We start from the raw sequence: 15,037 nt of genomic DNA, 5'->3' as shown, positions 1-15,037 counted from the left end.
CATGAAACTGGCCCAGGTGATGGCCGGCGCGCCGCAGGGCGGCGCCGAACTGTTCTTCGAACGCCTGACCCTGGCGCTGCATGACGCGGGCGATGATGTTTTGGCGGCCGTCCGGCGCGATCCGCAGCGCGCTGCGCGGCTGAAAGCGGGTGGGGTGGTTCCGCTGGAACTGGGCTTTGGCGGCGTCTTCGACCTGCTGACCGGCCCCCGGCTGAAGCGGGCGCTGCGGGATTTTTCGCCCACCGTGACTGTCGCCTGGATGAACCGCGCGGCGCGATTCACACCGGCCGGTCCCTGGACCTTGGTGGGGCGGCTGGGGGGGTATTACGACCTCAAGTACTATCGCCGCTGCGATCACCTGGTCGGCAATACCCATGACCTGGTGCGCTATATCGTGGCACAGGGCTGGCCCGCCGACCGGGCGCATTACCTGCCGAATTTTGCCCCGGACCTGGTGGGCGCCGCGCCCGCCGCGCTGCCCGGCCAGCGCCGGCTGCTGGCGCTGGGCCGGCTGCACCGGAACAAGGGGTTTGATGTCCTGATCCGGGCCCTGGCCAGCGTGCCCGCCGCGCATCTGTCCCTGGCCGGCGAGGGCCCCGAACGCGACGCCCTGACCCGCCTGGCCGCCGAATGCGGGGTCGCCGACCGCGTCACCTTCCTGGGCTGGCGGCAGGACACCGGCGCGCTTCTGGCCGGCGCCGACCTGCTGGTCGTGCCCTCCCGCCACGAACCCCTGGGCAATGTGGTGCTGGAGGGGTTTTCGGCCGGCCGCCCCGTCATCGCCGCCGCCGCCGCCGGCCCGCGCGAATTGATCGAGGATGGGCGGAACGGCATCCTGGTGCCCCTGGAAGACCCTGGCGCCCTGGCCGTCGCCATCGCCGCGTTGCTGGCCGAGTCCGACCGGGCAAGCGCCCTGGCCGCGGCCGGGCGCCAGACATTCGCGCAAAATTTCGCCGAGGCCCCGGTGGTGGCCGCCTGGCGCGCCTTCCTGGCCCAGGTCGCCCCCTGACCGCCCCCGGCCTTGCGCCGCGCCCTGGCTTGCGGCAGTCCCGACCCCAGGCAACACGGCGGACCAGAACTCCATGTGCGGCATAGCAGGCCTGATCCTCCGCCAAGCCGCCAGCGTCGATCCGGCGGTGGTGGCACGGCTGACCGCGGCCCTGGCGCATCGCGGGCCGGACGGTCATGGCAGCCATATCGCGGGCAATGTCGCGCTGACGCAGACGCGGCTGGCGATCATCGACTTGGCGACCGGCGACCAGCCGTTGCACGCCGGCAGCGCCACGCTGATCGGCAATGGCGAGGTGTATAACTACCGCGAACTCACCACCGCCGGGGCGCTGCATTGCGCGACCGGCAGCGATTGCGAACCGCCGCTGCATCTGTGGCGGCAGCAGGGGCTGGCCTATGCCGAATCCCTGCGCGGCATGTATGCGCTGGCGATCCACGACCGGTCCTCGCGCCAGGTGGTGCTGACGCGCGATCCCTTTGGCATCAAGCCGCTCTATGTCGCGGAGATCCCCGAGGGCATCGCCTTCGCCTCCGAACCGCAGGCGCTGATCGCGGCGGGGCTGGTCAGCGCCAGCATCCGGCCGGAAGCGCGCAACGAATTGCTGCAGGCGCAATTCACCACCGGGCCGGAGACGATCTTTTCCGGCATCCGCCGCGTGCTGCCGGGCGAAACCCTGGTCGTCGCCGATGGCGCCATCGTCGCCCGCCGCCACCGCGAGGCCCTGCCCGACGGCGGGCCGGAACCGGTGGGTGAGGCGGAGGCCCTGACCCGGCTCGACACCGCGCTGATGGAAAGCGTGGACCTGCACCAGCGCAGCGACGTGCCCTATGGCCTGTTCCTGTCGGGCGGCATCGACAGCACCGCCATCCTGGCCGCCATGGCACGGCTGAACGAACAGCCGGTGCTGGCGTTTACCGCCGGCTTCGACGTGCCGGGCGCGCCCGATGAGCGCGCCCCCGCCGCCGCCGCCGCCAAGGGCGCGGGTGCCAGGCACATCACCATCAGCGTCACCGAGGCCGAGGTCTGGCGCCACCTGCCCGCCATCGTCGCCGCGATGGACGACCCCGCCGCCGATTACGCGATCATCCCGACCTGGTTCCTCGCCCAGCGGGCGCGGCAGGAGGTGAAGGTCGTGCTGTCCGGCGAAGGCGGCGACGAGATCTTTGGCGGCTATGGCCGCTACCGCGCGGCGATGCGGCCCTGGTGGCTGGGCGGCAAGGCGATGCGCGCGCGCGGCGCCTTCGACCGCGTGGATGTGCTGCGCGAAAGCCCCTCCGGCTGGCGCGACGGGATCGCGGCGGCCGAGGCCGCGGCAATGACCCCCGGTCGCACGCGATTGCAGGTGGCGCAGGCGCTGGATGTCACCGATTGGCTGCCCAACGACCTGCTGCTGAAACTGGACCGCTGCCTGATGGCGCATGCGGTGGAGGGGCGGACCCCCTTCCTCGACCCCGGCGTCGCCGCCGCCGCCTTTTGCCTGCCGGATGCGCTGAAGACCCAGGCCGGGGTGGGCAAGTGGTTGCTGCGGCGTTGGCTGGAAACCCGCGCGCCCTGGTCCCGCCCCTTTGCCAGCAAGCAGGGTTTTACCGTGCCGGTCGGGGCCTGGATCGCCCGCGCGGCCGACCGCCTGGCGCCGCTGGTCGCGGCCCAGCCCGGTGTGGCGGAGGTGGCGCGGCCCGACCGCATCCTGCCGCTGTTCCGCGCCGCCGGCGGCAAGCACGAAGGCCTGGCCGCGTGGCACCTGTTGTTCTGGGCGCTTTGGCACCAGCGGCACATCGTCGGGCGCCAGCCGGATGGTGATGTGTTCGAGATGCTGGGTTAGCCAAGGCCCCACCAGCCCCGCCACCACGCCACGACGGCCAGCCGCGCGCGTCGCACCTGCGCGCGGGCAAAAACCCAGGCGGGGATGGCGTCCAAGGTGCGGTGCCCAAGGTCGATCAAACGCACAACGGCGGCATCGGCCCTGGCGAACCAGGCCACCTGGCGCATCTTTGGTCGCGCGATCGCAAAAACGCGGGTGGAGAAGGCGGCGCCGATCACCTTGGCGCCGATGATGACCACCGTGGCCCAGATGAAGTGATGGTGCTCCAGCAACCAGAACTCGGTGAATTTCAGCAGCGGGATCATCGGCACGAAGGGCAGCACGAAGACGATGATGACCGCGGTGGGGCTGAGCCGGTCGATCAGCCGTTCCAACGCGGCGAAAATGCCCAGGCGGGACAGGCGTTGCCCGAGCACTTCAAGCCAGCGCCACAGCGTCGATTCCAGTAGCACCGCCACCAGCGCCGCAGCCACGAAGAGCGGTTCGATCAGGCGCCGGATATGCGACATGGTCAGGCCGGCACGGACGCGCGGCATCCCGGCACCTGCGTCGCTCGGCCGCGCGTAGAATCTCCATCGAAGCATGGTGCGGCGTTGGCGGGCATGATCGCGAATTTGCCCGATCGCCCGCCGCGACGCCAGACGGCGCCCCGCCCGCAGGGGCAGGGCGCCCCGGCTGCCTACGCCGCCAGTTCCGCCCGCACCTGGCGCGCCGCCGCGACCAGGTTGCCCATGGCCAGTTTCACCTCCGGCCAGCCGCGCGTCTTCAGCCCGCAATCGGGGTTCACCCAAAGCCGGCTGGCATCGATGCGCGCGGTCGCCCGGCGCAACAGGGCCGCCATTTCCTCGGCGGTCGGGACGCGCGGGCTGTGGATGTCCCACACGCCCGGCCCGACCTCGTTCGGATAGGCAAAGCCCTCGAACGCGCCCAGCAGGTCCATGTCGCTGCGCGCGGTTTCGATCGAGATCACATCGGCATCCATCGCCGCGATATCGGCGATGATGTCGTTGAACTCGCTGTAGCACATGTGGGTGTGGATCTGCGTCTCGTCCCGCACCACCGCCGCCGACAGGCGGAAGCAGGCGACCGCCCATCGCAGGTAGTTCTGTCGATCCGCCTGGCGCAGCGGCAGCCCCTCGCGGAAGGCAGGTTCGTCGATCTGCACGATCGGGATGCCGGCGGCTTCCAGGTCGGCGACCTCATCGCGTATCGCCAGCGCGATCTGCCGGCAGACGGTTTCGCGTGGAATATCGGTCCGGACAAACGACCATTGCAGCATGGTCACCGGCCCGGTCAGCATCCCCTTCATCGGCCGTGTCGTCAGCGATTGGGCGAAGGCGGCCCAACGCACCGTCATCGGCGCCGGACGCGACACATCGGCCCAGATGATCGGCGGTGCGACGCAACGGCTGCCATAGGATTGCACCCAGCCGTGCTTGGTGAAGGCGTAGCCCGACAATTGCTCGCCAAAATACTTCACCATGTCGTTGCGTTCGAATTCGCCATGGACGGGCACGTCCACGCCGATCTCGTCCTGCCAGGCCACCGCCTCGGCGGTCAGGCGTTCCATTTCGGCGTCATGGCCTTCCTGGGTGATGGTCTGGCGCGCCAGCCCCGCGCGCAGGGCACGGATTTCCGCGGTCTGCGGGAAGGATCCGATGGTGGTGATCGGCAGCACCGGCAGCGACAACCGGCGTGCCTGTGCGGCGGCGCGGGTGGCGTAGGGCGTGGTCCGTTGCTCCATGGCGGGGGTGACCGCCGCGAGCCGCTTTGCGGTGGCTTCGTCATGCAGCCGCACATCGGCGCGGGCGGCGGCGACGATGGAATCGCTCTCCTTCAGCGCGGCCGAAATCGCCGCCTCGCCCTCGTCCAGCCCGCGCGCCAATACCGCGATCTCGGCCAGCTTTTCATTGGCGAAGGCCAGGCGGCACGCCAGCGCCAGGTCCAGGCCGGTTTCCAGTTTCAGGCTGTGCGGCACGTGCAGCAGCGAACAGGATGACGCGACCATCAGCCGCTTGGCCCTGCCGCCCGCCGCGGCGGTGGTCAGCAGCCCGAGCGCCCGGCGCAGATCGGTGCGCCAGATGTTGCGGCCATCGACGACGCCGAGCGACAGCCAGAGGTTCGCCGGCACCGCGTCCAGCACCGCCTGCAACTGCCCCGGCGCGCGCACTAGGTCGATGTGCAGCCCGGCGACGGGCAGGGAGGCCGCCAGCGGCAGATTGTCGCGCAGCCCCTCGAAGTAGGTTGTCAGCAGCAGGTTCAGCCCGGGGGCGGCCCCGGCCAGGGCGGCAAAGGCCTGGCGGTAGGCCGCGTCGGCGCCGGCCGGCAGGTCGGTCACGAGGCAAGGCTCGTCGATCTGCACCCAGGCGGCGCCGGCTTCGGCGATGCCGCGCAGCACCTCGGCATAGACCGGCAGCAGGGCGGGCAGCAGGTCGAGCGGACGGGTCCCGTCATCCCCCTTGGACAGCAACAGGAAGGATACGGGGCCCAGCAGCACCGGCCGCGTCCGCGTGCCATGCGCCAGCCCTTCGCGCACCGCATCGGCCCAGCGGTTGTGCAGCAGGCGGAACCGCGTCGCACCCGACAGGCGCGGCACCAGATAGTGGTAGTTCGTGTCGAACCACTTGGTCATTTCCAGCGCCAGGGCGGTGCTGGGGATGCCGGCGGCCTGTTCCGCCGCCGATCCGCGGGCGCCACGGGCCAGCGCGAACATGGTGGCGATCGAGGCCGGGCCATCGCCCGACCAGCCATAGCCATCGGGAATGGCGCCAAGCGCGCAGGCCGTTTCCAGCACATGGTCATAGAGCGCGAAATCACCCGATGGCACGTGCTGGATGCCGGCACCTTGCTGCACGGCGCGGGCGCCGGCGCGCAGGGCGGCGGCGCTGGCCAGCAAATCGGCCTCGGTGGTGGTTCCAGCCCAGAAGGATTCCAGGGCGGTCTTCAATTCCCGGCGTGGCCCGACGCGCGGGTAGCCGAGGGTGGCGGCGATGGTCATCGCAGTCTGCTCCAACGCCCGGTGCGCCCAGCCCGGCCGATACGGATGGCGCCGCCGCCCGTGCCGGATCGGCGCGGGTGGGGTCGGCGGCGCTGGCAGGTCTCCTGGCTTGCGGGTCACCACCACCGGCCCGGCCTTCCCGCGCGGTTGCCCGCGCAGTGGCCCGCCCCGGATGGGGCGGAAGGGCCGGCGATTCACCGCCGACAGTTGCTGGGGCAGCCGCCGACTCACGGGGGCAGGCCCCCGCTTACGGCGTTCCCTTTTCACCCGTTCGCACGGGACCAACGCAGCATAAAGATATGTTTATCTCATCGCGCCGTCAATCTCAGAACACCAGGCTCAGCCGCACCCCGATCAGCGCCGCATCGCCCAGGGGCTGCACCGTGCTGACCCGTTCATCCGGTTCGCGCGCGGCGGGGTTCATCAGCCATTGCACCACCGGCTGCACCGAGAAGCGGTCGGGCACGACCGACAGATTGTAGTTCAGCTCGATGATCGTCTCATGCGTGCGCAGGAAGCGGTCCTGGCCAAAGCTCTGCATGTCGCGGTCCAGCCCGCGCGCGACCGACCCGACCCGGGCCTGCGACACGCCCAGCGAGAGCACATCCGCCGCGCGCCCAAACGGCCCGGTCCAGGCCAGCCCGGCATCGACCTGCAAGGCGATCAGGTTGGTGTCCGGTGGGGCGGCATAGACCCGGCCGAACAGGTTCACGTTGGCATCCTCGCCACGCCAGGCGACCGCTTCGACGATGCCATAGCCGCCATAGTTGTTGCCGTAGCGCTTGGGCGTGCCATTCGAATCCGGATCGGCCAGCGACAGGCCGATGCTGTCGTAGCGCTGCGAATCGAAGCCGGCGTTGTGATACCAGGCGCCGAGCTTCGCGACCCAGGGGCGCGGCCCGTCGGAGCCTTCCGGCGCCGCGGCGCCGGTCACGCCCTCGATGATGCCAAAGGCACCGCCGGAGGTGCTGAAATTCGTGCCGTAGCGGTTATGCGCCTGCGGGTTGGTCGTGGGCGCGTATTGCCCCGCCGGGTTGCCGGCCGTCAGCGCGGCCCGCACGCCCGTGCCGCCATCCGGATCGCCCAGCGCCAGGCGCACGCCGGGGGCCGGCAGCGGATAGGCGGCGCCGCCGGCGGGCAGGGCGCTGGCCAAGGCCACCGGCCAGCCAAAGGTGCCGCTGATCAGATTGCCCGCGGCCGCCGCCACCGAAAATTCGGTATCCAGCGCCAATTGCCCGAAGCGGATGGAGCCCAGGCCCTCCACCCGCCGTTGCAGCCACAGCTCATTGAGCCGGGCGGTGGTCAGCGCCTCGATATTGCTGACGGCGGCCTGGCTGCCGACCAGGGTCGCGGTCGGCTGGCGGCCGTAGATGCCATAGGCGCTGACCTCCGCCGACCAGCCATCCCAGCCGAGCAAGGCGCCAAGATCGGCGTTCAGCCCGATCCACACCTGCCCATCGGCCGCCGCGCCACGCCGCACCCCGCCGGTGACATTGCCGAAGGCATCGACCGTCAATTCCGCCCAGCCGCACAACCCATGGCCCAGGCTGCGCCCCTGTTCGCAACTGGCCTCGGCCGCACGCGCCGCTTCGGGCGCCTGCTGGGCGAGGGCAGGGAGCGTGGCGAGGACGAAGGCCGCGGCGGCGGCCAGGCCCGTGGGGCCCCGCGCTGGGGTCGCGAAATTCTTGGGCATGGCAGTGGCCTCCAGGTTCGGGGCGGAGTATGCACGGATCATCGCGACCGTATAGTATATCATTAGTAATTTGCAGCGAATGCTAAAGATTGAACGCAACGCTGCCGTTTGCGCTGACGTCGTAGCCCCCCATGGCCCCGGCCCGCGCGGCAAAAAGCGCCCCGCGCGCAAACCCCAGCAACGCCTGCAAGGGCGGCTCGAAATAGTGCCGGCGGTCCATCACAAGGTCGAAGCGTTCGCGGATCAGCGGCACGAAGCCCAGGCCGCGCGCCGCGGCCTCGGCCCGGATGCCGAACCCCGCATCGGCGCGGCCTTCGGCCACGGCGGCGGCGACCTCGTCCTCGGCCAGGGCCGATGTGGCCAGGAAGGCGATCTGTTCCAGCCGGACCCCCGCCTCGGCCAGCAGGTGCTGCAACAGGATATGGCTGCCGGCCCGGGGCTGCCGCCCGACCACGCGCAGCCCCGGCCCGGTCAGGTCGGTGACGGTGGCGAGGCCCCGGGGATTGCCGGCGGGCACCAGCAACCCCTGGTCCCGCCAGGCCCAGACGATGCCGGTGACGCCGCGCCCCGCCAGCACATCCCGCACCGCCGGTTCGTTGAAGGCCCCGCTATCGGGGTCGAGCAGATGGGTCGCGGCGGCGACGGCACCGCCCTCGGCCAGGGCCAGCAACCCATCCAGGCTGCCGCCGGAACGCAGCGCCAGGCCGCATCCGGACTGCCGCACCGCCCAATCCAGCAAGGGGTCGTGGCTGCCGGCCAGGATGGGTGGCGGGACCAGGCGATGGGCGGCATCGGGCGGGTCGGCCTGTGCGGTCAGCCAGCGTTCCAGCAGCGCCCGTGGGAACAGCCACTTGCCGCCGATCTGCGCCGCCGGCACGCGCCGGCCCCGGGCCAGGTCGTAGAGCGAACGCTCCGACAGGCGGAGGAAGGTCGCGGCTTCCCGCAGGGTCAGGATATCCGGCATCAATCGGCAAATTCCGGCAGGAAATGCTGGGACGTCAAGCCGATCGCCGGTTGACCGCCCCCGGTGCCGCACGCAGGTTCGCCTCTTCGGGAGAGCATCGTGAACGATCTGGGCAGCGCCCTTGGCACCGCGGTCACGCTGGTCGCGACCGTCGATCCGGCGGTGGCGCGCATCGTCGGCCTGTCGCTGCGGGTCAGCCTGATGGCCGTCGCCATCGCCGCGCTCATCGGGCTGCCGCTGGGCGCCCTGTTGGCGGTCACGCGGTTTCCCGGAAGGGGCGCGGTGATCGTCGGGCTGAACGCGCTGATGGGCCTGCCCCCCGTGGTCTGTGGCTTGTTGATCTACCTGCTGCTGTCACGGTCCGGACCGCTGGGCGCGCTGGGCCTGCTGTTCACCCCGACCGCGATGATCGCGGCGCAGGCGGTGCTGATCGCGCCGATCCTGGCGGCCCTGACCCGCCAGGTGTTGGAGGGCTTGTGGGAGGAATATGCTGAACAACTGCTTTCCTTCGGCGCGGGTCCGCTGCGCGCCGTGCCGACCCTGCTGTGGGACGGCCGCCTTGCGTTGCTGACCGTGCTGCTGGCTGGCTTTGGCCGCGCCTGTGCGGAGGTCGGGGCCGTGATGATCGTCGGCGGCAATATCGACGGTTTTACCCGCGTGATGACCACCGCCATCGCGCTGGAAACCAGCAAGGGCGACCTGCCCCTGGCACTGGCGCTGGGCATCGTGCTGATGGCGATCGTGCTGGCGGTGAATGGCGCCGCCCAATTCCTGCGCGACAGCGCCGATCGCTGGGCCCGGTGATGCGCGCCCCCGCCACCATCCTGCCGGTTACCACCGAGGCGCTGGGGTTCGCCCGCAACGGCATCGACATCCTGCGCGACGTGGCGCTGACCATCCACGCCGGCCCGCCCACCTTGATCATCGGGCCGAATGGCGCGGGAAAGAGCGTGCTGCTGCGCCTGCTGCACGGCTTGCTGACACCCAGCGCCGGGCGCGTGGTCTGGTCCGGCGGCGCCGATCCGCGCCAGCACCAGGCCATGGTCTTCCAGCGCCCCGTGCTGCTGCGCCGCTCCGTCCTGGCCAATGCCGAATACCCCCTGGCCCTGGCCGGCGTGGCGCGCGCCGCGCGGACCGCACGCGCGGGGGCCGCCCTGGCCCTGGTCGGGCTGGCGCCGATGGCCGGCCGCCCGGCGCGGCGCCTGTCGGGAGGCGAGCAACAACGCCTGGCCCTGGCCCGTGCCGCCGCGCTGAACCCCGACATCCTGTTCCTGGACGAACCCTGCGCCAGCCTGGACCCCGCCGCGACCCGCGCGGTGGAGGAGATCGTCACCACCCTGTCCGCCCGCGGCACAAAAATCGTGATGACCACGCATGACCTGGCGCAGGCCCGGCGGCTGGCCGGCGACGTGGTCGTGCTGCATCGCGGCCATGTGCTTGAACACACCCCGGCCAGCGCGTTCTTCGCAGGCCCCAGCAACCCCCAGGCGGCGGCCTTTCTGCGCGGGGAATTGGTCTGGTAGGGTCGCCTTCGTTACCGGGGGAGCAACATCATGGGCCAGGCACAGGCGATGCGACGGCGCGCCTTGATCGCGGCCCCCGCGTTCTTCGTGGCCCCCAAGTTCTTCGTGGACCAGGCCGCGGCGACGACGCTGGTCGGCGCGTTGCAGGCCGGGGGCGTGGTCGTGGTGATGCGCCACGGCATCACCGACCGCAGCCAGGCCGATACCGGCGACCTGCGGAACCGTGCCGCGCAGCGCAACCTGTCCGACGCCGGGCGCGCCCAAGCCCAGCGGGTCGGCGCCGCCGTGGCCGCGCTGCGCATCCCGATCGGGCAGGTGCTGGCCAGCCCGGTGTTTCGCGCCCGCGATACCGCCGAGATCGCCTTTGGCGCGCGGGCCGTGGTCGAACCCATGCTGAATGCCGATGACTATACGCCGGACCCGATGCGCCTCGACCAACAGATCGCCTGGCTGCGGGCGCGCAGCGGCCGGCCATCCGGGCCCGCGGTCACCGATATCCTGGTGGGGCATATCGTGCCGCTCGGCATGGTGTTGGGGCGTGGGCTGACGCAGGCCGAATATCCCGAAGGTGCCATGGCGATTTTTGCGCCCGGCCCGGACACGGGGCGGCTGCTTGGTATCTTGCCCGCCGATGCGCTTTTCGTGGCGGCGGGCTGATGCGGTTTTCGCTGTGCAATGAGGTCATCCGCGACCTCAGTTTTCCGGCGCAATGCGTGCTGGCGCGGAAACTTGGCTACGACGGGCTGGAACTCGCGCCCTTCACCCTGGATGCGGAGGCCCCGCATCTGCTGCCCGCCGCCGCCCGCGCCGAATTGCGCCGCATCGCCGATGCCGAGGGCGTGGCGTTGACCGGGCTGCATTGGCTGCTGGTCGCGCCGGCCGGCTTGTCGATCAGCCATGGCGATGCGCGGACACTGGATGTGATGGCGCGGCTGGTCGGCCTCGCGGCCGACCTGGGCATGGGATACCTGGTGCATGGATCGCCCTTCCAGCGCGTGGTGACATCAGCGGCGGAGGCTGCGCATGCCGAGGCCGCGATGGCGTATGCGGCGCGCTGCGCGGCAGACGCCGGCGTGACCTATGTGCTGGAACCCCTGGCGCCGCCCGACAACACCTGGTGCCGCACGGTCGCGGAAGCCGTGGCCATCATCGATCGCATCCAAAACCCGGCGCTGCGCACGATGATCGACACCAGCGCCGCCGGAAACGCGGAGGCCGAGGCGGTGCCCGACCTCATCCGGCGCTGGCTGCCGAGCGGGCATATCGCGCATATCCACCTGAACGACCGCAACCGCCGTGGCCCCGGCCAGGGCGGCGACCGTTTCGCGCCGATCCTGGGGGCGCTGCATGCGGCCGGCTATGGTGGGATCTGCGGCGTGGAACCCTTCGACTACATCCCCGACGGGCCGGGCTGCGCCGCCCGCGCGATCGGCTACCTGCGCGGCATCGAGGAAGCCCTGACCCATGCATGACGCCCCGCGTTTCCGCCTGGTCGAAACCGAATGCCGCGAATGGCCTTTTGCGCTGCGCATGCCCTTCCGTTTTGGTGTCATCACCGTGACCGACGGGCGCCAGGCCGTGCTGCGCGCGCGCATCGAAACGGCGGATGGGCGCGGGGCCTGGGGCGTCGCGGCGGAAACCCTGGCGGCCAAATGGTTCGACAAATCGCCGGCGCTGAGTGATGCGCAGAACATGGACCAGTTGCGCCGCAGCCTGGAGATCGCCTGCGCGGCATCGGTCGCGGCGGGGTTCGACACGGCCTTCGGCCATTTCGCCAATGGCTATGCGCCGCAGGTGGCGGGTTGTGGGGCGGAGGCGTTGAATCCGCTCGTCGCCTCCTACGGTCGCGCCTTGCTCGACCGCGCGATGCTGGACGCGCTGCTGAAATTGCACGGCCTGTCCTTCTGGGACGGCATGCGCGCCAATATCGGCGGCATGGTGGCACATGATTGCGCGCCTGATCTCCAAAAATTCGATTTTGGCGCCATGCTGTCGGGGCTGGTGCCGCTGACCCGGGTGCAGGCGCGGCATACCGTGGGGCTGGTCGATCCGATCACCGCCGCCGACCAGCAAAGCCGCGTCGGCGACGGCTTGCCGGAAACGCTGGAGGAGGTCGCCACGACCTACGGCCACCGCTGGTGGAAGCTGAAAGTCGGCGGCGACATCGCGGCGGATGTGGATCGCCTGTCGCGCATCGCGGCCGTGCTCGACCAGCGCCCCGGCTATCGCGCCAGCCTGGATGGCAATGAGCAATATGAAGACGCTGACGGCGTCATCGCCCTATGGCGCGCGATGGAGGCCGAGCCGCGGTTGGATGGTCTGCGCCGTGCCATCGTCTTCATCGAGCAACCGGTCAAACGCGCCCGAGCGCTGGAAACGGGCATGGCGGCGCTGGCGGCGCATCGCCCGGTCATCATCGACGAAAGCGACGGGCCGCTGGATGCCTTCGTCACCGCGCGCGGCCTTGGCTACACCGGGGTCTCGTCAAAGGCTTGCAAGGGCGTCTGGCGCAGCCTGGTCAATCTGGCGCGTTGCCGCGCCTGGGGCCCGGACTTCTTCATGAGTGCCGAGGACCTGACCACCCTGGCCGGCGTCTGCGTGCAGCAGGATCTGGCGCTGATCGCCTTGCTCGGCCTGCCGCATGTGGAGCGCAACGGGCACCATTTTGTGGATGGTTTTTCCGGCCGCCCGAAGGCCGAGGCGGTGCGCTTCATGGAGGCGCATCCTGGGCTTTACGCCGATACCGCGCGCGGCCCGCGCCTGGCGATTACGGCGGGGGCGCTGGATCTGGCCAGCCTGGATTGCGCGGGGCTTGGCGCGACGGAGGAGCCGGATTTTGTCGCGATGGACGCGATGCCCCGCGCCGCCTGGCCGCCCGCCGCGACGTGACAGGTGGGTCAAAAGGTCAATAGACTGATTCTAAGGTTGATGGCCCGGTCGGGCTGACCTATCGTCAGGGTCAACGTCCGACAAGAAAGCCCCGCAGAACGGGGGCGATGAGGAAGCAACAATGACGACACCAATCCGATCTATGCCGGTGTGTCCGTTCCTATCGTCCATCGCGGCCTGATCAGGCGTCGCCCGCTCCTTCTCTTCTCCCTTCGCGCCAAGGTTCCCGCATGTCCAATCCTCCGGCCGTCGCTCGCATCGGCCTGCTTCACTACGTCGGTAACGGCGATGCCTTTGTCGACACCAACGACATGGTCAACTTCAAGGCGGGCATGGAAAGGATCGGCTACCATGAAGGGAAGAACGTCGAATACCTCCAGCGCTTCGGCAACCGCAGCTTCCCGCTGACCGAGCAATATGCGCGTGAGATCGTGGACTGGAAGCCGGATGTTATCGTGTCCTTCATGACCAATGGCAACCTGGCCCTGGCACCGCTGGTCGCGGGCACGCGCATCCCGGTCGTCGCCTGGGCGACGGACCTGATGGCCGCAGGGCTGATCGAAAGCTACCAGCGGCCCGGCCGGAATTTCACGGGGTTCTCCTACATTCCCTACAACAACTGGACCAAGGTCCGCCTGGTGAAGATGGTGCTGCCGCACATCCGTAAGGTTGGGCATCTCTACAACCACACCTACTCGCCCGCCGAAGCCGCGATGATCCAGTTCCGCGAAGCCGCCGAGGCGATGGGGATGGAGTTCAGGATCTACGAGACGATGACCCTCGATGCCTTCGAGGGTTCCATCGACGCCATGAAGCGCGACGGCTGCGAGGCGGCGATCGTCGGCCCGCATGAATTGTTCAACACCAATGGCGCGCGGCTGGGCGAGTTGTTCCTGAAGGCGAAGCTGCCGGCCGTGGGCAACCAGCTTTCCATCGCGCGCAATGGCGGACTTGCCTCCTTCAACCCCGGAAAGAAGCAAGCCTGGCCGATGATGGCCTTCGTGGTGGACGATATCCTGAAGGGTGCCGACCCCGCCGAAATCCCGATCGACCGCAATTGCCGCGGCCCCTTCACTCTCAACCTCAAGGCCGCGCGGGAGATGGGCCTGACGATCCCCGCCCATGTGCTGGAAGAAGCCGACGTGGTGCTCACATGATGATCTCTCGACGCCTGCTTGGGACAGCCCTGGCCAGCGCGGTCGTGTCTCCCGCGCTGGCGCAACAGCCGGGCTGGCCGAACCGGCCGCTGACCATCGTCATCGGCTTCCCGCCGGGGGGCTCGGGCGACACGATCGCGCGCGCCATCGGCACGGGCATGGCGCGCAGCCTGGGCCAGCCCGTGGTGGTGTTGAACAAGCCGGGCGCGGGGTCGATCATCGCCGCGGAATTCGTCATCCGATCGACCGACAATCACACCGTGCTGCTGCACCCCACGGGCATCCATTCGCTGCGGCCGCTGACCATGCAGCTCGGCTTCGATCCCTGGGTGGACCTGCCGATGATCAGCAGCATCGCCAACGTGCCGACCGTCTTCGTCAGCAGCGCGTCGCGGCCGTTCCGGACGATGGCGGACATCGTCGCCTATGCCCGCGCCAATCCGACGAAGCTGAACATGGCCATGGCCGGCAATGCCACGCTGACCTACCTGACCAGCGAATTGCTGAACCGAGACGCGGGGCTGCAGGCCACGCCCGTGCCCTTCAATGGCGCGGCCCCGGCGATGAATGCGCTGCTGTCGGGCAATGTGGATATCGTCTGCCTCGATGCCAATGTCGTGCTGAACCCGATCCGCGACCGGCAGTTCGTCGGCCTCGCCGTCGCCGCCACGGAACGCTACCCCTTCCTGCCGGATGTGCCGACCACCGCGCAGGTCGGCTATCCAGAGGTGCTTGGCGCCAATACCTACGGGCTCATGGCACCGGCCAGCATGCCGGTCGCCTATCGGGAACGGATCCGCCAGGCGCTGCTGGCGGCGCTGGAAGATCCTGACCTCAGGGCGCTTTTCGCCAATGCCGGGCTGATCCCGAAGGGCAGCACGCCCGACGAATTCACCGCCATCGCCCGCGCCGAGGTGACGCGCTTTTCGCCACTCGTCAGATCGCTCGGCCTGCGGATGCAGTAGCACGCCCTAGGCAC

13 protein-coding genes and 1 riboswitch are annotated in these 15,037 nt (G+C 69.8%); of the genes, 9 read left to right on the top strand and 4 right to left on the bottom strand.

Annotated features, from left to right (window positions below; genetic code table 11):
• Window position 1 precedes the first annotated feature (1 nt).
• Both ACQW02_RS23595 and asnB read left to right on the top strand, forming a co-directional pair.
• Window positions 2-1,009: a glycosyltransferase gene (locus ACQW02_RS23595; RefSeq protein ID WP_431282357.1), complete on the top strand. Its 1,008-nt coding sequence runs from the start codon at window positions 2-4 to the stop codon at window positions 1,007-1,009.
• A 73-nt stretch (window positions 1,010-1,082) separates the two neighbouring features.
• Window positions 1,083-2,834, top strand: coding sequence for an asparagine synthase (glutamine-hydrolyzing) (asnB, locus tag ACQW02_RS23590; protein ID WP_431282356.1), 1,752 nt, complete (start codon window positions 1,083-1,085; stop codon window positions 2,832-2,834).
• Here asnB and ACQW02_RS23585 read toward each other — a convergent pair.
• From ACQW02_RS23585 to ACQW02_RS23570, 4 genes are all read right to left on the bottom strand, one after another.
• Entirely contained in the window at window positions 2,831-3,370 is a 540-nt protein-coding gene (locus ACQW02_RS23585; protein WP_431282355.1) for a hypothetical protein, read from the bottom strand. The genes asnB and ACQW02_RS23585 overlap by 4 nt on opposite strands.
• Window positions 3,371-3,513: 143 nt before the next feature.
• The gene (gene metE / locus ACQW02_RS23580) at window positions 3,514-5,832 is read right to left on the bottom strand and encodes a 5-methyltetrahydropteroyltriglutamate--homocysteine S-methyltransferase (RefSeq protein WP_431282354.1); all 2,319 of its coding nucleotides are present in this window, start codon (window positions 5,830-5,832) and stop codon (window positions 3,514-3,516) included.
• A 77-nt stretch (window positions 5,833-5,909) separates the two neighbouring features.
• Window positions 5,910-6,133: riboswitch (cobalamin riboswitch) on the bottom strand.
• Window positions 6,134-6,157: 24 nt separating this feature from the next.
• Window positions 6,158-7,525 (bottom strand): carbohydrate porin, encoded by a 1,368-nt coding sequence (locus ACQW02_RS23575; RefSeq protein ID WP_431282353.1) that lies wholly within the window; start codon window positions 7,523-7,525, stop codon window positions 6,158-6,160.
• 82 nt (window positions 7,526-7,607) lie between these two features.
• Window positions 7,608-8,489 carry a substrate-binding domain-containing protein gene (locus ACQW02_RS23570; protein WP_431282352.1) on the bottom strand — a complete coding sequence of 294 codons (882 nt, stop codon included), beginning with the start codon at window positions 8,487-8,489 and terminating at the stop codon, window positions 7,608-7,610.
• Window positions 8,490-8,588: 99 nt separating this feature from the next.
• Between ACQW02_RS23570 and ACQW02_RS23565 the strand changes: the two genes are divergently transcribed.
• The 7 genes from ACQW02_RS23565 (at window position 8,589) to ACQW02_RS23535 (ending at window position 15,023) form a co-directional block, all read left to right on the top strand.
• Window positions 8,589-9,293: an ABC transporter permease gene (locus ACQW02_RS23565; protein WP_431282351.1), complete on the top strand. Its 705-nt coding sequence runs from the start codon at window positions 8,589-8,591 to the stop codon at window positions 9,291-9,293.
• Window positions 9,293-10,012 carry an ATP-binding cassette domain-containing protein gene (locus ACQW02_RS23560; RefSeq protein WP_431282350.1) on the top strand — a complete coding sequence of 240 codons (720 nt, stop codon included), beginning with the start codon at window positions 9,293-9,295 and terminating at the stop codon, window positions 10,010-10,012. The genes ACQW02_RS23565 and ACQW02_RS23560 overlap by 1 nt, the downstream gene beginning before the upstream one ends.
• Before the next feature lie 30 nt (window positions 10,013-10,042).
• Window positions 10,043-10,669: a histidine phosphatase family protein gene (locus ACQW02_RS23555; protein ID WP_431282349.1), complete on the top strand. Its 627-nt coding sequence runs from the start codon at window positions 10,043-10,045 to the stop codon at window positions 10,667-10,669.
• Window positions 10,669-11,484, top strand: coding sequence for a sugar phosphate isomerase/epimerase family protein (locus tag ACQW02_RS23550; RefSeq protein WP_431282348.1), 816 nt, complete (start codon window positions 10,669-10,671; stop codon window positions 11,482-11,484). The genes ACQW02_RS23555 and ACQW02_RS23550 overlap by 1 nt, the downstream gene beginning before the upstream one ends.
• Window positions 11,477-12,901 carry a mandelate racemase gene (locus ACQW02_RS23545; RefSeq protein ID WP_431282347.1) on the top strand — a complete coding sequence of 475 codons (1,425 nt, stop codon included), beginning with the start codon at window positions 11,477-11,479 and terminating at the stop codon, window positions 12,899-12,901. Before ACQW02_RS23550 ends, ACQW02_RS23545 begins: the two co-directional genes overlap by 8 nt.
• A gap of 230 nt (window positions 12,902-13,131) precedes the next feature.
• Window positions 13,132-14,058 carry an ABC transporter substrate-binding protein gene (locus ACQW02_RS23540; protein ID WP_431282346.1) on the top strand — a complete coding sequence of 309 codons (927 nt, stop codon included), beginning with the start codon at window positions 13,132-13,134 and terminating at the stop codon, window positions 14,056-14,058.
• Entirely contained in the window at window positions 14,055-15,023 is a 969-nt protein-coding gene (locus tag ACQW02_RS23535; protein ID WP_431282345.1) for a Bug family tripartite tricarboxylate transporter substrate binding protein, read from the top strand. The genes ACQW02_RS23540 and ACQW02_RS23535 overlap by 4 nt, the downstream gene beginning before the upstream one ends.
• The last annotated feature ends 14 nt before the right edge of the window (window positions 15,024-15,037 follow it).

Origin of the sequence: Humitalea sp. 24SJ18S-53 (assembly GCF_050632385.1) — a bacterium.
Taxonomy (GTDB): Bacteria; Pseudomonadota; Alphaproteobacteria; order Acetobacterales; family Acetobacteraceae; genus Humitalea.
Note: the sequence above shows the minus strand (reverse complement) of the source record. Positions and strands in the feature narration are given on the sequence as shown.